Below are 15,777 nucleotides of genomic sequence, written 5' to 3' on the forward strand. Positions count from 1 at the left end.
GAACGCAGAAGGACGCCACCAACAGTCACCCCAGGGCGACTTCGCACCAGACGGTCTTGGTGTAGGGGTCGCCGCAGGTCGTTCCCCAGTGGGTGCCCAGGGCTTCGACGAGGAGGAGGCCCCGGCCGGAGTCCAGGTCGGGGGATGGCGCGGGGAGGGTGCCGGGCGGGGGTGGGCGGCGGTCGGGGCGAGGGTCCGTGACTTCGATACGGAGGGTGGGGTCCGTCGAGTAGAGGGTCAGGCGAAGGCGGAAGTCACGGCCACGCACCCGGCCGTGCCGGACCGCGTTCGCGGCGAGTTCGGCCACGAGGAGTGAGCTCGTGCGGTTGGGCTCGCTGTCGTACGGCCGGCCCCAGCGGTGGAGTTGCTCGGCTGCGAGGCGACGGGCGAGACGGGCACCTCTGGGGGTGGCCGATAGACGGATCGTGAAGTGGTGAGTGAGAGCGGCGGGTTGGGCGGTACCAAGGCCGGGTTCCGTCGAATGGGCAACATCGGCGTTCATGTCACTCAGCGTGGCCGGATGTCTCTACGCTGACCAGCAACGACGGCGGTACGCAGCGTCACTGTCCGGTCGCTGTCCGGCTCTGTCCGGGCGGCGTGGCGTTACACGGTGCGGTGGTGCGGAGTTGGGTTCGGGCGGCAGGTGGAGGTGTCCGGGTGTGGGCGTGACGGTGCAGGGGTCGCAGAACGGGGACGGGATGGAGCCGTACGGTGCCGACGACGAGGAGTCGGCAGGGGTACTGCGGACGGTCGGACGGGTCATCAAGACCTGCCGCGAGCGGAAGGGGCTCCGACAGGCCGAGTTGGGGACGGCCATCGGGTACAGCGAGGAGCAGGTGTCCTCGGTGGAACGGGGGCGGCGGGCGCCGAGCCCGACGTTTCTGGAGGCGGCCGACCAGGTGTTGGACGCAGGAGGGCTGATCGTCGGGCTGCGGAAGGACGTGGAGGAGGCCCGGTATCCGAAGAAGGTGCGGGATCTGGCGAAGTTGGAGGCGGAGGCGGTCGAGCTGTGCGCCTACGCCAACTCCGTCGTCCATGGCCTGCTCCAGACACCGGAGTATGCGGGAGCGTTGTACGGGATGCGGCGTCCGCCTTTCGCTGAGGACGAGGTCGAACGCCTCGTCGCCGCACGCTTGGCACGGCAGGAGATCTTCGACCGGCAGCCCAGCCCCGTCTTCAGTTTCGTCCTGGAAGAGGTGACGCTGCGCCGTCCGCTCGGGGGCAGAATGGTGATGCGGAAGCAGCTCGAACAACTGTTGGAGGTAGGTCGGCGGCGAAACGTGGAGATCCAGGTGATGCCCACGGATCGCGAGGACCACGCCGGTCTTGCGGGGTCACTTCAGCTGCTCCGGCTCAAGGAAGGGGACACCGTGGGGCACAACGAGGTACAGCTCACCAGTCGGCTGATCTCCCATCCCAACGAGGTCCAGATCCACGAGATCCGCTATGGCATCATCCGGGCGCAAGCCCTCACGCCCCGTGAGTCGCTGGCCTTCATCGAAAAAGTGCTGGGAGAGACATGATGACCAATCCCTCGACGGGGAACGGTTCCGCGCTGGAGTGGTTCAAGAGCAGTTACAGCACCAATGACGGCCCGGAGTGCGTGGAGGTCGCCTTCGCGCCCCAGAGCATTCACATACGGGACTCGAAGCGCGTGCAGGGCCCGCGACTTGCTTTCGGGGCTCGGCAGTGGGCCGCCTTCGTCTCGTACGCCGCAGATCACTGATGTACGACCCACTGACGCCCCGCGTCCGGTTTCGTACCGGGCCCGGGGCGTCGACACGTTCCCGAAGGGATCTTCGAGGTCGGGTGGTGCGTGGATCCCCAGTTCACGTTGAACTGTGCACCTAGGCCAACTCCGTCATCCATGGCCTGCTTCAGACGCCGGAGCACTCGGGGGCGTTGTACAGGATGCGTCGTCCCCCTTATGACGGGGGCGGCGGGCATGCGAGGGCCGCCGCCGCGCCGCGCCCTTCAGTTCCCCGCCGCCACCGCCCGTACCACCACAAGCGCCTCGCGCACTGCCCCCGGGATATCCGTCACCGGGAAGTGCGCCTGGCGCACCACGCGTTCGCGGTCCACCACCAGCACCGCCCGCTTCACCCGCAGCGCCTGCCCGGCACGGAACACCGGAAGCCGCAGAGCGGCGGCGAGACGCAGGTCGACGTCTGAGAGCAAGGTGAAGGGAATGTCCTCCTCGGTCGCGAACACCCGCTGCTCGTCCGGGCGTTGCGTACTCACGCCGCGGACTTCGGCGCCCGCCGCGCGGAAGTCGTCGTACGCGTCCCGGAACAACCGGTTCTCCAGCGTGCAGCCGATGGCGCCCGGAATGTCTGCCCACCCATCCGGCAACGAACCCGGGCGACCGGTCGCGGGGTAGCAGAACAGCACGGTGGCAGCGGCCTCGGCCACCGGGTCCAGCGGCTCACCGTCCCGGTGCCCTGGCAGTTCGAGGATCGGCAGCCGCTCGCCCACCAGGCCCGCCACCCGCAACGCCTCCGCACTGTCCGCGTCAGCCGTTCCGCTCAGTGAGCCGTCGCCGAGCAGCCAGCGGTCCGCCCAGTCCTGCATCGAGAGCAGCACGGGCAGCAGCCCCCGCCCGCTCTCCGTAAGCCGGTACTCGTACCGCACCGGGCCACTCTGATACGGAACCCTCTCCAGGACCTCCGCCTCCACCAGGTGCGCAAGGCGCTCGGTCAGCACCTTCCGGGAGATCCCCAACTCCCCCTGAAGCACGTCGAACCGGTGGTGCCCCCGTGCGGTCTCCCTGACCAGGAGCAGGCTCCACCAGTCCCCGACCACCGCCGCCGCCTGCGCGATCGCACAGGCGGCGTCCCGCTGGGGCACTGACCTGACCATGAGCCTCCTGTCTTGCGGATCCAACGTCCGGTCTTCGAAACCATCTTGCGCCATGTGGTCAGTTCCGGATAGGAACTGAATCGAGGCCAGGTAGGTTCCCAAAAGAGACTCACTGAAGGGTGGGCATCGCATGAGCGAGACGCCGACGGTCCCGGAGCGCGATCTCCGCGCCACTCACCACGCGACCACGCCTCCGGCCGTCTTCTGGCGCTACTGGGCCGCTGCCACCGTCAGCAACGCGGGCACAGCCGTTACCGCCCTCGCTCTACCCCTGGTCGCCCTCACAGTCCTCGACGCCACGGCGTTACAGGCTGCCCTGCTCGCCGCCGCCGGACAGATCTCCTGGCTACTGCTCAGCCTCCCGGCCGGAGTGATCACCCAGCGCGTCCCGCTCCGCCGCCTCCAGGTCACCCTCGATCTCGTACGGTTCGCCGCCGTCGGATCCCTCCCGCTCGCCTGGTGGCTCGACCGGCTCACCTACCAGCACCTGTTGCTCGCCGCTCTGGTCACCGGAGCCGCGACCGTCCTCTTCGACATCGGCAACTCGACCTTTCTGCCCGCCATCGTCCCGGACCGGCAGCTCGCCGCCCGCAACAGCCTGATGTCCGGCACACACGCCGTCACCGAGACCGGAGGGCCTTCCGGGGGCGGACTCCTCGTGCACGCCGCGGGGCCGGTCGGCGCACTGATCGTGGACTCGGCCAGCTACCTGCTCTCCGCCGTGCTGCTGCGCACCCTCCCTGAGCGCCGTCCCGCTCCCCCCTCCGGCGACGGCGCCCTCCGACTGATCCGCGAGGGCTGGACGTATGTGACGCGGCACCCGGTGATGCTGCCCTGCATGCTCTGGGCCACCGCCACGAACTTCGTCTGCGCCGCACTGGTTGCCCTCACTCCCCTGTACCTGGTCCGGGAGGCCGGACTGACGCCCGGAGAACTCGGCTTGGTGCTCGCCATGGACGGAGTCGGCGCGCTCGCGGGATCCGCCGTGGCGGTTCGGCTCACCCGGCGATTCGGCACGGCCCGGGGCCTCGTCGGTACGGCGCTGGCCGGCGGCGGTGCCGCCCTGCTGGCCCCGCTCACCACATCCGCCGCCGACGCGCACTGGTTCGCCCTGGGCAATGCCGGCTTCGCCTTCGGCGTCGCCATCGGGTCGATCACCACCCGCACCCACCGCCAGACCGAGTCTCCGCCCGCGCTTCTCTCCCGTGTCATGGCCACCGTCCGCTTCGTCTCCTGGGGCGCTCAGCCCCTCGGCGCCCTCACCGCCGGTCTGCTCGCAACGTACGCGGGGACGCACGCGACCCTGTGGACGGTGTGCGCAGCCGCGCTCCTGCCGCCGCTGTATCTGCTCGCGGTGCCTGTGGGCCGCCGCCGGGACTTGGTCTGACACAGACGCCCCGGGCTGGGAGCGCGGAGATCCTCTACTGAGGCGGGACCTGGCCGAGCTGCTGTCGGCCGTCGCTCTGGTCGCCACGTGGCGTCTCGGTCCCCCGGCGCGGCGGGCCGTGCCGCGGGCGAGGCGTGGTCCCGGCGGGGAATGTCAGTGGCGAGTCGTAGCCTACGAGCAGGTGGGGCGAGCAGCCCCGGGGCCTGTCCGAGACCGGAGAGGAGCACGCCGTGACCCGACCGCCGACCGCCGCGCAGCGGCGTGTCATCGACGCCGCCGATCCCGTCACCGGGCGGCTCCGGGGTACGGAGTCGCAGCTCGCGACACTGGTGAAGCGGGGTCTTGCCTTCCGCCACCCCCGGCCGCCGCACGATCACTTTCTGACGCCGGAGGGGCACCGGGTGCGGCAGGGCATCACACAGGCGCCCGAGCCCGCCGGGGAGGCGCCCGCGTCGACGGGCGTGTTCGCGGCGCGCGTCGGCGGCGAGGAGGCCGCCGCAGAGGCCGGTCCCGTCCGGCGCCGCGAGGTGCACAGCGCCTGGCAGGGGCTGCTGGAGCTGCGCCGGATGACCAACCCGGGCGGGGCCACGGACCGGCCGTGCGGCTGGGAGCGTACGCACCTGGTGCAGGCCGCCGCGCTGGCACTGGAGGCGGCGGGGCACGGTCCGGCGGGGCAGGAGGGCGGGGGTTACCGCGTGCGGGAGACTCCGCAGCCGGAGGCCGTCGCCGTGCACGAGCCGGACGGCGAGGCGCTGCGGGCCTGCGCGGCCACCCTGGAAGGGACAGGCTGGCAGGTGAGTGAGCACCGCGAGCCGCGCGGCGGGACCCGGTATCTGCTGGCTTCGCCGCGCCGGGCGTGATGAGCATGCCAAGATCGGTGGATCGTTGTGCAGTGCACGAGACTCCGAAGGGGAAGCAGTGAGCGAGCCGTTTTCCGTCCCTGTGACGGTCCGTGGGTACGAGACCGATGTGCAGGGACACCTCAACCAGGCGGTCTACCTCAACTACGCGGAGCACGCCCGCTGGTCGTTGCTCCAGGCCGCCGGGATCAGCCAGTCCGCCCTCATAGGCAGTGGCGTGGGCCCGGTCGCCCTGGAGACGACGATCCGCTACAAACGCGAGCTGCTCGCGGGCGACGAGGCCGAGGTGACCTGTGCCTTCGAGTGGGGCGACGGCAAGACGTTCCGGATCGAGCAGAGCGTCCTGAAGGCCGACGGCACGGTGGCCGCGGAGATCACCGCGGTCGGCGGGATCCTGGACCTGGAGAAGCGCAGGCTGGTCGCCGATCCCGCGGAGGTCTTCAGGAGGCTGGCGTCGGATCCGGGGCTGTTCGGGCTCTAGGCGGCGTCTCGCCAGATCGTCATGTCCACCGTGAGGGAGGCGACGTCTGCCCCTGTCAGAGAGGGGCTGGGCACATGCGGGCTGCTGATGAGGCGCCGCCACACAACCACGGTTGTGGACGACGCCGTCGAGCGGACCAAGTCCGTCGCCAACCTCAGGGCGCGGCCGGAGCCTTGGGTGTGCCCGTGAGCTCCTCGCCCGCCTCCATCGGGTGGGTGACGTCATGGGCGTCGCGGGCGCCCCGGCCCAGGTGGTTGAAAACGAGGTTGAGCAGCACCGCCGCCACACAGCCCGTCGAGATGCCCGAGTCCAGGACGATCCGGGCCGTCTCCGGGAACGCGTGGTAGAACTCCGGCGCCGTGATGGGGATGATGCCGACGGCCAGGGAGACGGCCACGATCAGGACGTTGTTGTCCCTGTCCAGGCCGGCCCGGACCAGGGTCTGGATGCCGCTGGCGGCGACCGAGCCGAACAGGACCACGCCCGCCCCGCCGAGCACCGGGCGCGGTACGACGGCGATCAGCGAGGCCGCCATCGGGCACAGGCCCATCAGCACCAGGAAGCCGCCGCCCGCGGCCACGACGTACCGGCTGCGGATCTTCGTCATGGCGACCAGGCCGATGTTCTGCGCGAAGGCGCTGCACATGAAGCCGTTGAAGAGGGGGCTGACCGCGGAGCCGAGGGTGTCGGCGCGCAGGCCGGCCGCGATGGTCCGCTCGTCGGCCGGGCGGTCGACGATCTCGCCCAACGCCAGCATGTCGGCGGTCGATTCGGTCATCGACACCACCATCACCACGCACATCGAGATGATCGCGGCGAGCTGGAACTGCGGGGCGCCGAAGTGGAACGGGGTGGGGAAGCCGATGACGGCCGCGTCCGCGACGGGAGCGAAGTCCGTGGCGCCGAACGGGATCGCGATCAGCGTGCCGATCACCAGGCCGAGCAGCACGGCGATCTGCTTGACGAAGCCCGTGGTGAAACGGCGCAGCAGCAGCACGATCAACAGGGTGACGGCGGCCAGCCCCAGGTTCGTCGCCGAACCGTAGTCGTGTGCCGCCGGGTCGGATCCCTGTGCCCAGCCGAAGGCGACCGGGAGCAGCGATATGCCGATCAGGGTGATGACCGTGCCGGTCACCACCGGCGGGAAGAAGCGGATGGCCTTGCAGAAGACGGGGGCCGCCAGGAAGCCCAGCAGTCCGGCGACGATGACCGCGCCGAAGATGATCGGCAGGGCGTCGGACTTGTCCTCGGTGGAGGCGACGATCGCGGTCATCGGGGCGACACCGGCGAAGGTGACGCCGTTGACGAACGGCAGCCGGGCGCCGATCTTCCAGATGCCGAGGGTCTGCAGGAAGGTGGCGAGGCCCGCGGTGAACAGGCAGGCGCCGGTGAGGAAGGTCAGGTCGGTGGCGGAGAGGCCGATGGCCGCGCCGACGATCAGGGGTGGGGCGACGACGCCCGCGTACATGGCGGCCACGTGCTGGAGGCCGGTCGTCGCCATCTTGAGCGCGGGGAGTTTTTCGTCAACGGGGTGGTCGGCCACGGCGGCTTCCCTCCGGTCGGTTACACGGCCGCGTCGATGGCGGCCGTGGGTGTCAGGGAGGTGGTACGGGTGGTCGTGCGGGACCGGATGTGCGGTGGACGGGGTGGCCGTTCCGGGGCGCGCGTCCACGCGCGCCCCGGAGACGACCGCCGCGGTCCCCGCTCGGGTCCACGGCCACCGGCCGGGAGCCGTCCCTCCCGGCCGGAGTCATCGGGGTGTTCAGGCCTGGGCGGCGATCCTCGCCAGCCGCTGGGCCTCGTCCCGCGTGGCGCGGGCGATGGCGTCCTCGTCGGCCGTGAGCAGCCGCCCGTCCTCGACGATCTGCCGGCCGTCCACGAAGGACGCGGTGACCGGGGCCGCCGCGCCGAAGACCAGGGCTGTCACCGGGTCGGCGATGGAGGCGTGGGCGAGCGTGTCCAGCTTCCACAGCACGAGGTCGGCGAGCTTGCCGGGCTCCAGGGAACCGGTCTCCGCGGCCCTGCCCAGGACCTGGGCGCCGCCGTACGTGCCGAGGCGCAGGGCCTGGCGGGCGTTCAGGGCGGCTTCCCGGTGGGCGCCGAGGCGGTTGATGAGGAGGGCGTTGCGCAGCTCGGTGTGGAGTTCGCCGGACTCGTTGGAGGCGGTGCCGTCGACGCCGAGGCCGACGGGGACGCCGGCCGCGAGCATGTCGGGGACGCGGGCGATACCGGCCGCGAGGCGGGCGTTGGAGGACGGGCAGTGCGCGACGCCGGTCCTGGACCGGGCGAAGGCGGCGATGTCGGAGTCGTTCATGTGGACGCAGTGCGCCATCCACACGTCCTCGCCGAGCCAGCCGGTGGACTCGAAGTAGTCGGTCGGGCCCATGCCGAACAGCTCGTGGCAGAACTTCTCCTCCTCCACGGTCTCCGAGCCGTGGGTGTGCAGCCGGACGCCGAGGCGGCGGGCCAACTGGGCCCCGTCGCGGAGCAGTTCGGTGGAGACGGAGAACGGCGAGCAGGGCGCGACGGCGACCTGCGTCATGGCGTCGAAGGAGGAGTCGTGGTGCCGGCGCACGGTCTCCTCGGTGGCCGCGAGCGCACCGTCGAGGGTCTCCACGGCGAAGTCCGGGGGCAGGCCGCCGTCCTTCTCGCTGCGGTCCATGGAGCCGCGGGCGAGGGTGAAGCGGACGCCCATGTCGCGGGCGGCGCCGATGATCGCGCCGGAGAGGTCGCCGGAGCCCTGCGGGAAGACGTAGTGGTGGTCCATGGCGGTGGTGACGCCGCCGCGGGCCATCATCGCCAGCGAGCCCTGGGCGGCCGCGCGGACCATCGGCTCGTCGATGCGCGCCCAGGTGGGGTACAGCGCGACGAGCCAGTTGAAGAGGTTGTGGTCCGTGGCCAGGCCCCGGGTGATCCACTGGTAGAAGTGGTGGTGGGTGTTGATCAAACCGGGGGTCACGAGGTGGCCGGAGGCGTCGATACGGCGTGCGATGTCGTCCAGGCCCTCGGGGGCCCTGCCCGCGCCGAGCGACTCGATGCGGTTGCCGGCGAGGACGACGTAACCGGAGGCGTACTCGGTGTCGTGCGCGTCGACGGTCGCGATCGCACAGTTCTCGATGACGATGCGCCGGTCTGCTGCCATGGTTCGTCCCTTTTCACGAAGTGTGCTGAATTGGAGAGGGCACGGCAGGACCCTGGGAGATTTGAGTGCCGTGGCCGGGAGGAGGGTTCCCCCGGCCACGGGTGCCGAAAGAGGGAACGTCAGAGGTTGGTGAGGTCCACGGGGATCTTCGCCTCGCAGCCGTCCCGCAGGACCGTCGCCTCGATCAGGCCGTAGGGGCGGTCGGCGGCGAAGTACACAGCACCGTCGGCGGTATCGTTCTTCAGCCCGAACGGCTCCAGGTCGACCAGGAAGTGGTGCTTGTTCGGCAGGGAGAAGCGGACCTCGTCGATCTCGCTGCGGTTGTTGATGATCCGCGAACCCATTTGGTACAGGGTCTGCTGGAGAGAGAGCGAGTACGTCTCGGCGAAGGCCTGGAGCATGTGCTTCTTCACCTGCTCGTAGGACTTCTCCCAGTGGGGCATGCGCTGCTCGTCGTCGGTCCAGTTGAACCGCCAGCGGCCGGAGACCTCGGTGGCCAGGATGCGGTCGTAGGCCTCCTTGAGCGTCGTGTACTTGTCCTTGACGTAGCCCCAGAACTCGGAGTTGGTCGAGTTCATCACGACGAGGTCCTTGAGGCCGGAGACGACCTCCCACTTCTCACCGTCGTAGGTGATCTGCGTGAGCCGCGTCTCCTGGCCCTTGCGGACGAAGGAGTGCTTGACCTCGTCGGCACCGATGAACCGCGAGTTGGCGTCGGACGCCTCGATCCGCTCCCAGGCGTACTCCTCGATGCGGATCCGGGCGGTCCTGATCGGCTCCTGCGAGGTCACGAAGTGCCGGGCGAGGTGGATGCCGAACTGCTCGGCCGACTCGATGCCGTGCTCCTTGGCGAACGCGTACACCGTGTTCTTGGTGGTGTCGGTCGGCAGGACGTGGGCGTTCGAGCCGGAGTAGTGGACCTCGTCCATGTCGCCGCTCAGCGCCACGGATACGTTGAGGTCCTTGATGTGGTGGGTGGCGCCGTCCCGCGTGATCTTGACGACTCGGTTCTCGGCCTTGCCGTACTGGTTCTGTCCCAGAATGGTGGGCATGAGTAGCTAGCTCCCTCGGTATACGGAGTAGCCGAACGGGTTGAGCAGCAGCGGTACGTGGTAGTGCTCGCCCGGTACGACGGCGAACGTGATCGCCACCTCCGGGAAGAACACACCGGCGCCGCTGTCCCGATTCGCGGGGGCGTCCTGCTGCGCATCGGCTTGCTTCTTCGCGGATTCTTCGAAGTACGGCTCCACCGCGAAGTCGAGCCGTACGTGGGTGGTCCCCTCCGGCAGCGCCGGGAGGTCCTTGCACCGGCCGTCCACGTCGGTCGCGGAGCCGCCGAGCGCCTGCCAGTCGGCCGCGCGCCCGGAGCGGGCGGAGAGCCGGACGGCGACGCCCTCGGCGGGGCGGCCGACGCTGGTGTCCAGGATGTGTGTGGACACGGATGCGGTGGCGGAGGTGCTCATGGTGCGGTCAGTCCTCTTCGACGAGTCGGGCCAGACGGATGCGGTTGATCTTCCCCAGTTCGGTGCGGACGATCTCCCGCTCCCGCTCCGGTGTGTTGCCGATCCGTTCCCTGACCGCGTCGCGCATCTGCTCGCCGGTCCGGCCGGTGGCGCAGATCAGGAAGACATGACCGAACCTCTCCTGGTAGGCGAGGTTCAGCTCCAGCATCTCCGCCTTGAGCGCGTCGGAGGCGCCGGCCATGCCGCGCTGCTCCCGGGCCGAGGTGGGGTCACCGGGCTCGGGGCGGCCGATGGGCGGGTGGCCGGCCATCGCCTCGTCGAGGTCGGCGGCCGTCAGCTCCGCCATGGCGGCGTCGCTCGCGGCGTACAGGTCCTCGCGGGTGGCGTAGGGGCGGGCGGCCAGCAGGCGCTTCGCCCACGCCGTGGAGGCGCACGCCTCGTGGAGTGCGGTGAAGGCCGCGCGCTCCTCGAGGGTGTTGAACCGGGCCAGACCCGGCGGCGTGGAAGTGGACGTCACGGGAGCCTCCGTGGCCGGATTCGGCCTTCGTGCTGAACGGGCGTGCCGATAGCTAACGCCCTCCCGCGACAACACGTCAACACTTTGTTGAAAATTCGGTGGCACGAAACCGGACCGATGCGGCGCCGGTCCGGTCAGGTCCCCTTCTCGCGGTTGAGGTAGTTGTAGACGGTGAAGCGGCTGACGCCGAGGGCGCTCGCCACGGTCTCCACCCCGTGCCGTACGGAGAAGGCGCCGCGCGCCTCGAGTATCCGGACGACCTCCTGCTTGGCCCTGCGGTCCAGATCGGCCAGCGGCATGCCCTTGCGGCGTTCCATGGCGGCCAGGATGTGATCGAGGGAGTCGGCGAGCTGCGGCAGCCGTACGGCGACGGCGTCGCGGCCCTCCCAGGCCAGGACGACGTCGTCGGGGCCGGCCTCGTCGGGCGGGATCAGCTCGCCGCCCATGGCGTCGACCAGGGGTTTCACGGCCGCGATGAACGGCTCGTCCCCCGCGCCGCTCACGCCTCGCCCTCCTCGACCACGTTGACCTGGAGCGAGACCCGGGTGGCCCCGGCCTCCAGGGCCTTGCGGAGCAGGGCGTCCACGGCGGGGAGCACCACGTCGGCACCACCCTCCGCGGTGTTGCCGAACGGGCCCACGTCCACGGCGTCCAGTTCGGCGGCCTCGATGACCTCCCGGGCCACCAGCGCGTGCGCGGGCGCCTCGTCGAGGTCGAAGGGCTCGGTCGTGAACTCCACTTTCAGTCGCACTGTGCCCCCATGCATCTGCTCCGACCCGCGCGTGCCGCCAGGTCCGCGATCGGGACCGGAACGCCCCGGCCGCTTGGGGAGACCTTAACGGACACGGTTGCGGACCTCGCCTGCTCAGCGGGCCCCGTTCCGTGCGACGGACGTGCCGCCCCGCCGCGTAGAGCAGAGGACGAATCCACACAGGGAGGGGAACGCGAGGTGCGCACATTCAGGAGAGCTGTTCTCAGGGGTGCCGGAGGTACGGCGATCGCGGCGGCGGCCATGGCCGCGCTGACCGCGTCCCAGGCGCCGGGGGCGCTCCTGGCCCGGGCGGCGGAGCCCGCGCGTCAGGCGACTCCCGCCGAGCGCGGGCCGAGCGTGTCCGGCGACACCCCCTACCGGACCGAGCTGCCGCCGCTGCGGGCGGGGAAGCGGAAGGGCACCGGGCCGGTGACGGGCGGTGGTGCGCTGCCGGCGAGCGTGTTCGCCGCGTACCGGCACGCCGAGCGGGAGCTGGCCCGCACCACGCCCGGCTGCGGACTGCGGTGGCAGCTGCCGGCCGCGATCGGGCAGGTGGAGTCCGGGCAGGCGCGCGGCGGCCGGGTGACCGCGGACGGCACGACCGTCACGCCGATCCTCGGCCCCCGGCTGAACGGCGGCCCCTTCGCCGTCATCCGCGACACCGACCACGGGGCGTACGACGGGGACACGGCCTACGACCGCGCGGTGGGCCCGATGCAGTTCATCCCGTCCACCTGGGCCCGCTGGGGCGCCGACGGCAACGGCGACGGCCGGGCCGACCCGAACAACGTCTTCGACGCCGCGCTCGCCGCCGGCCGCTATCTGTGTGCGGGCGGCCGGAACCTGTCCGACCCGGCCGACCTGGACCGGGCGATCCTCGGCTACAACCACTCGCGGGCGTATCTGCGCACGGTCAGGGCTTGGTACGCGCACTTCCTGGAAGGGCACCGGGTGGTGCCGGACAGCCGCGCCGAAGCCCCGGGCCGACCGGAGCCGCCGCGCCCGGGCACGCCGAAGCCCGCCGCGCCGGAACCCTCCGGCCGCCCGAGTGCGCCCCCCTCCCGTACGCCCGCCTCGCGGCCCGGCTCGCCCTCCCCCGCGCCGTCCCGTCCGGCAGGCGGAGCCGGGGAGTTGGACGAGCCGCTGCTCCCCGTGCCCGACCCGGAGGTGCGGCTGCCCGAGGACGGGGTGCTGCCCGGCGACGGTCCGCTGACCAGCAACGGTGAGGACACAATGGGAACCGACCCCTCCACAACCACGGCTACCGGGGGGTAATGTCGCGAGCCGCCGGACGGCACAGGAACCGGCGGGTGAGCGCGAAGGGGTCCTCATGGCGACGGACATGCCTGCTGAGACAGAGGCGGCCATGGCACCTCGGGCACAGGAGGCCCACGACCGTTGGCAGCGCATGTGGAGCCACCGCGAGCAGTTGCTCAAGGTGGCCCGGCGGCGGTCGATGAGCCTGGAGGACGCCGAGGACGCCGTGCACGAGGCGATGCTGCGCGCCGCGGAGCGCCCGGACCTCGACGACGAGCGCCTCGGCGCCTGGCTGACCACCGTGACCATGCGGCTGTGCGTGGACCGGTACCGCCAGGTCCACCGTGAGGCCGAGGTCCGCATCAGCCCCACGCTCGTCGCGCCGGGTCCCGTGCCCGTCGAGGAGGTCGTCTGCGACCGGGCCGAGGCCAGGTGGCTGGCGGTGCGCAGCGGGGACCTGCCCGCCCGCCAGGCGGAGGCGCTCCGGCTGAAGTCCGAGGACCTGGACGTCGGCCAGGTCGCCGTGCGGATGGGGCTGAGCTACCGGACCGTCGAGTCGCTGCTGGCCCGCGCCCGGCGCACGCTGCGCGCCTCGCTCGCCGGGACGCTGGGGGTCGTGCTGTTCCTGATCGGGCGGGGGCGGCCGCGCGGGGGCGGCAAGGCGCACGCGGTGGCCGTCGCCTCCACGGCCGCGACCCTGGCGGTGGCGGGGTTCGTCCTGCCGCACGCGCTCGACGGGGGCGGGGAAGGGGGCGGCCCCGCGTCCAAGCCCTCCGTGTCGGGGCCCCCGGAGGCGCTCCGGCCCGACGGTGAGGGCCGGGTGGGCACTCCCGGATCGCCCGGGGCGTCGTCCGCGCCGGCGGTGCCCGGTGGGCGGGCGGCGGAGTCTCCCGCCGACGGTCCGCTGCTGCCGCTGTCCGTGCCGTCCCTGCCAGCAGCGCCGATGCCCACGCTTCCGGCGCTGTCGGCCCCCGAGGTCCCGCGGGTCCCGGACGTGCCGAAGGTGCCGGAGCTGCCCGAGCTCTCCGGCGTGACCGAAACGCCGGGCCTCCCGGATGCGCCCGATGTTCCGGACGCGCCGGACGTTCCGGTCGAGTCCGCCGCCCCGTCGGTCGGGTCGACTCCGGAGACACCCTCGGTCTTGGACACGTCCGCCGTACCGGACGCCGTCCCCATGACGCCCTCGCTCCCGTAGAACCGCACGTCGGGCCGCTCGTGAAGCGGCTCGCCACCCGGCCCGCGAAACCCCCTCGAAAAAAAATCCGCCCCGGTCGCGACGGACGCCCCGCCCCTCCCCGTAGAGCAGGTGTCGGAGCTGCTCCACGGCTGAAGGGTGAACCGGATGGGTGTCGAGATCTGCGTGGAAGGGCTGACCAAGTCCTTCGGCCACCAGGTCATCTGGCAGGACGTCTCGCTGACGCTGCCCGCCGGGGAGGTCTCGGTCATGCTCGGCCCCTCGGGCACGGGCAAGTCGGTGTTCCTCAAGACGCTCGTCGGCCTGCTGAAGCCGGAGCGCGGCTCGATCACGATCCAGGGCCGGGACGTCACCAAGCTCCGCGAGCACGAGCTGTACGAGGTGCGGAAGCTGTTCGGGGTGCTGTTCCAGGACGGCGCGCTGTTCGGCTCGATGAACCTCTACGACAACATCGCCTTCCCACTGCGCGAGCACACCCGCAAGTCCGAGAGCGAGATCCGGCGGATCGTCCTCGAGAAGATGGACATGGTCGGTCTGATCGGCGCCGAGGAGAAGCTGCCCGGCGAGATCTCCGGCGGCATGCGCAAGCGGGCCGGTCTGGCCCGCGCCCTGGTGCTCGACCCGGAGGTCATCCTCTTCGACGAGCCGGACTCGGGGCTCGACCCGGTGCGCGTGGCCTATCTCAACCAGCTCATCGTCGACCTCAACGCGCAGATCGACGCGACCTTCCTGATCGTCACGCACGACATCGCCTCGGCCCGCCAGGTGCCCGACAACATCGGGCTGCTGTTCCGGCGCGAGCTGGTCATGTTCGGCCCCCGGGAGAAGCTGCTGACCAGCGACGAGCCGGTCGTACGGCAGTTCCTGAACGGCCGGATGCAGGGGCCGATCGGCATGGCCGAGGAGAAGGACGCCGCCCAGGTCGAGCAGGAGCTCGCACAGCTCGGCGCCGGCCCGCGCACGGAGACTCCCGGCGGGCTGGAACTGACTCCCCGCCTGCTGCCGGGGCCGGGCATCACCCGCCCGCCCCGCTGGGAGGCGATCGCCGGACGCGAGGCCGGCCCGCACCGCCGCAAGGAGGTGGCGGACGCATGAGCCTGTCGCCCACCGGGGCCCTGCGGCACTCGGGCAGCCTGTTCGCGATGGCGCTGGACGTCCTGCGCACGATGCCCCGTCGCCCTTTTCAGGTGCGGGAGTTCATCCAGCAGGCGTGGTTCATCGCGAGCGTCACGATCCTTCCCACCGCGCTCGTGTCGATCCCCTTCGGCGCGGTCATCGCGCTGCAGATCGGCAGCCTGACCCGGCAGCTCGGCGCCCAGTCCTTCGCCGGTGCCGCGTCGGTGCTCGCGGTCCTGCGGGAGGCCTCCCCGATCGTCACCGCGCTGCTGATCGCGGGCGCCGGCGGCACCGCCATCTGCGCGGACCTGGGGGCACGCAAGATCCGCGAGGAGATCGACGCGATGCAGGTGCTGGGCATCGACCCGATCCACCGCCTCGTCGTCCCTCGGGTGCTGGCGTCGATGGTGGTCGCCCTGCTGCTCAACGGCCTGGTGTCGGTGGTCGGTGTCGCGGGCGGCTACTTCTTCAACGTGGTCCTCCAGAACGGCACGCCCGGCGCGTACCTGGCGTCCTTCACCACCCTCGCGCAGCTCTCCGACCTGTGGGCGGCCGAGCTGAAGGCGCTGGTGTTCGGGGCGATCGCCGCGATCGTCGCCTCGTACAAGGGACTGACCGCCAAGGGCGGGCCGAAGGGCGTGGGAGACGCGGTGAACCAGTCGGTGGTGATCACCTTCATGTTGCTGTTCGTGACGAACTTCGTGATGACCGCGGTGTACTTCCAGGTCGTCCCGCAGAGGGGTTAGCCG

The 15,777-nt window shown here is 71.2% G+C and carries 18 protein-coding genes; 9 read left to right on the forward strand and 9 right to left on the reverse strand.

What is annotated here, in order from left to right; translation table 11 throughout:
* Positions 1-25: 25 nt before the first annotated feature.
* The gene (locus tag G3I77_RS18165) at positions 26-502 is read right to left on the reverse strand and encodes an ATP-binding protein (protein WP_248505039.1); all 477 of its coding nucleotides are present in this window, start codon (positions 500-502) and stop codon (positions 26-28) included.
* 196 nt (positions 503-698) lie between these two features.
* Here G3I77_RS18165 and G3I77_RS18170 point away from each other — a divergent pair, with 196 nt between their 5' ends.
* Both G3I77_RS18170 and G3I77_RS18175 read left to right on the forward strand, forming a co-directional pair.
* Entirely contained in the window at positions 699-1,523 is an 825-nt protein-coding gene (locus G3I77_RS18170) for a helix-turn-helix transcriptional regulator (RefSeq protein WP_248505583.1), read from the forward strand.
* Complete coding sequence (locus tag G3I77_RS18175; RefSeq protein ID WP_374385603.1) at positions 1,520-1,726, forward strand: DUF397 domain-containing protein; 207 nt, start codon at positions 1,520-1,522, stop codon at positions 1,724-1,726. Before G3I77_RS18170 ends, G3I77_RS18175 begins: the two co-directional genes overlap by 4 nt.
* Before the next feature lie 248 nt (positions 1,727-1,974).
* Here G3I77_RS18175 and G3I77_RS18180 read toward each other — a convergent pair whose 3' ends face one another.
* The gene (locus G3I77_RS18180; protein WP_248505041.1) at positions 1,975-2,859 is read right to left on the reverse strand and encodes a winged helix-turn-helix transcriptional regulator; all 885 of its coding nucleotides are present in this window, start codon (positions 2,857-2,859) and stop codon (positions 1,975-1,977) included.
* A gap of 130 nt (positions 2,860-2,989) precedes the next feature.
* On the opposite strand from G3I77_RS18180, the gene G3I77_RS18185 reads away from it, so the two are divergent.
* The 3 genes from G3I77_RS18185 (at position 2,990) to G3I77_RS18195 (ending at position 5,587) form a co-directional block, all read left to right on the forward strand.
* Positions 2,990-4,246 carry an MFS transporter gene (locus tag G3I77_RS18185; protein WP_248505043.1) on the forward strand — a complete coding sequence of 419 codons (1,257 nt, stop codon included), beginning with the start codon at positions 2,990-2,992 and terminating at the stop codon, positions 4,244-4,246.
* Between the two features lie 230 nt (positions 4,247-4,476).
* A complete protein-coding gene (locus G3I77_RS18190; RefSeq protein ID WP_248505045.1) occupies positions 4,477-5,106 on the forward strand; it encodes a hypothetical protein in 630 nt (209 codons plus the stop codon).
* Between the two features lie 58 nt (positions 5,107-5,164).
* Entirely contained in the window at positions 5,165-5,587 is a 423-nt protein-coding gene (locus tag G3I77_RS18195; RefSeq protein ID WP_248505046.1) for an acyl-CoA thioesterase, read from the forward strand.
* Positions 5,588-5,741: 154 nt separating this feature from the next.
* On the opposite strand, the gene G3I77_RS18200 is transcribed toward G3I77_RS18195, so the two are convergent.
* From G3I77_RS18200 to G3I77_RS18230, 7 genes are all read right to left on the reverse strand, one after another.
* Positions 5,742-7,130, reverse strand: a complete 1,389-nt coding sequence (locus tag G3I77_RS18200; RefSeq protein WP_248505048.1) for a nucleobase:cation symporter-2 family protein — start codon at positions 7,128-7,130, stop codon at positions 5,742-5,744.
* Positions 7,131-7,349: 219 nt separating this feature from the next.
* Complete coding sequence (locus G3I77_RS18205; RefSeq protein WP_248505050.1) at positions 7,350-8,729, reverse strand: 8-oxoguanine deaminase; 1,380 nt, start codon at positions 8,727-8,729, stop codon at positions 7,350-7,352.
* Positions 8,730-8,848: 119 nt separating this feature from the next.
* A complete protein-coding gene (gene pucL, locus G3I77_RS18210) occupies positions 8,849-9,781 on the reverse strand; it encodes a factor-independent urate hydroxylase (RefSeq protein WP_248505052.1) in 933 nt (310 codons plus the stop codon).
* A 6-nt stretch (positions 9,782-9,787) separates the two neighbouring features.
* The gene (gene uraH, locus G3I77_RS18215) at positions 9,788-10,192 is read right to left on the reverse strand and encodes a hydroxyisourate hydrolase (protein ID WP_248505054.1); all 405 of its coding nucleotides are present in this window, start codon (positions 10,190-10,192) and stop codon (positions 9,788-9,790) included.
* Between the two features lie 7 nt (positions 10,193-10,199).
* A complete protein-coding gene (gene uraD, locus G3I77_RS18220) occupies positions 10,200-10,709 on the reverse strand; it encodes a 2-oxo-4-hydroxy-4-carboxy-5-ureidoimidazoline decarboxylase (RefSeq protein WP_248505056.1) in 510 nt (169 codons plus the stop codon).
* Between the two features lie 134 nt (positions 10,710-10,843).
* Positions 10,844-11,212 carry a helix-turn-helix domain-containing protein gene (locus G3I77_RS18225; RefSeq protein WP_248505058.1) on the reverse strand — a complete coding sequence of 123 codons (369 nt, stop codon included), beginning with the start codon at positions 11,210-11,212 and terminating at the stop codon, positions 10,844-10,846.
* Positions 11,209-11,460: a thiamine-binding protein gene (locus G3I77_RS18230; RefSeq protein ID WP_248505061.1), complete on the reverse strand. Its 252-nt coding sequence runs from the start codon at positions 11,458-11,460 to the stop codon at positions 11,209-11,211. Before G3I77_RS18230 ends, G3I77_RS18225 begins: the two co-directional genes overlap by 4 nt.
* Positions 11,461-11,721: 261 nt before the next feature.
* On the opposite strand from G3I77_RS18230, the gene G3I77_RS18235 reads away from it, so the two are divergent.
* The 4 genes from G3I77_RS18235 to G3I77_RS18250 all read left to right on the forward strand — a co-directional run bounded on the left by G3I77_RS18235 (position 11,722) and on the right by G3I77_RS18250 (position 15,774).
* The gene (locus G3I77_RS18235) at positions 11,722-12,735 is read left to right on the forward strand and encodes a lytic transglycosylase domain-containing protein (RefSeq protein WP_248505587.1); all 1,014 of its coding nucleotides are present in this window, start codon (positions 11,722-11,724) and stop codon (positions 12,733-12,735) included.
* 67 nt (positions 12,736-12,802) lie between these two features.
* Positions 12,803-13,912, forward strand: a complete 1,110-nt coding sequence (locus G3I77_RS18240) for a sigma-70 family RNA polymerase sigma factor (protein ID WP_248505063.1) — start codon at positions 12,803-12,805, stop codon at positions 13,910-13,912.
* Between the two features lie 147 nt (positions 13,913-14,059).
* Positions 14,060-15,007, forward strand: a complete 948-nt coding sequence (locus tag G3I77_RS18245) for an ABC transporter ATP-binding protein (RefSeq protein ID WP_248505065.1) — start codon at positions 14,060-14,062, stop codon at positions 15,005-15,007.
* The gene (locus G3I77_RS18250; RefSeq protein ID WP_031134180.1) at positions 15,004-15,774 is read left to right on the forward strand and encodes an ABC transporter permease; all 771 of its coding nucleotides are present in this window, start codon (positions 15,004-15,006) and stop codon (positions 15,772-15,774) included. The genes G3I77_RS18245 and G3I77_RS18250 overlap by 4 nt, the downstream gene beginning before the upstream one ends.
* The last annotated feature ends 3 nt before the right edge of the window (positions 15,775-15,777 follow it).

Source organism: Streptomyces sp. D2-8 (genome assembly GCF_023184515.1).
GTDB lineage: Bacteria > Actinomycetota > Actinomycetes > Streptomycetales > Streptomycetaceae > Streptomyces.

Bases quoted from the DNA above. Each gene is read 5' to 3' on its own strand.
- G3I77_RS18180 (WP_248505041.1), bottom strand. From the start codon at position 2,859: ATGGTCAGGTCAGTGCCCCAGCGGGACGCCGCCTGTGCGATCGCGCAG.
- G3I77_RS18185 (WP_248505043.1), top strand. From the start codon at position 2,990: ATGAGCGAGACGCCGACGGTCCCGGAGCGCGATCTCCGCGCCACTCAC.
- G3I77_RS18205 (WP_248505050.1), bottom strand. From the start codon at position 8,729: ATGGCAGCAGACCGGCGCATCGTCATCGAGAACTGTGCGATCGCGACC.
- uraH (WP_248505054.1), bottom strand. From the start codon at position 10,192: ATGAGCACCTCCGCCACCGCATCCGTGTCCACACACATCCTGGACACC.
- G3I77_RS18165 (WP_248505039.1), bottom strand. From the start codon at position 502: ATGAACGCCGATGTTGCCCATTCGACGGAACCCGGCCTTGGTACCGCC.
- G3I77_RS18250 (WP_031134180.1), top strand. From the start codon at position 15,004: ATGAGCCTGTCGCCCACCGGGGCCCTGCGGCACTCGGGCAGCCTGTTC.
- G3I77_RS18240 (WP_248505063.1), top strand. From the start codon at position 12,803: ATGCCTGCTGAGACAGAGGCGGCCATGGCACCTCGGGCACAGGAGGCC.
- G3I77_RS18175 (WP_374385603.1), top strand. From the start codon at position 1,520: ATGATGACCAATCCCTCGACGGGGAACGGTTCCGCGCTGGAGTGGTTC.
- G3I77_RS18170 (WP_248505583.1), top strand. From the start codon at position 699: ATGGAGCCGTACGGTGCCGACGACGAGGAGTCGGCAGGGGTACTGCGG.
- G3I77_RS18245 (WP_248505065.1), top strand. From the start codon at position 14,060: ATGGGTGTCGAGATCTGCGTGGAAGGGCTGACCAAGTCCTTCGGCCAC.
- G3I77_RS18235 (WP_248505587.1), top strand. From the start codon at position 11,722: ATGGCCGCGCTGACCGCGTCCCAGGCGCCGGGGGCGCTCCTGGCCCGG.
- pucL (WP_248505052.1), bottom strand. From the start codon at position 9,781: ATGCCCACCATTCTGGGACAGAACCAGTACGGCAAGGCCGAGAACCGA.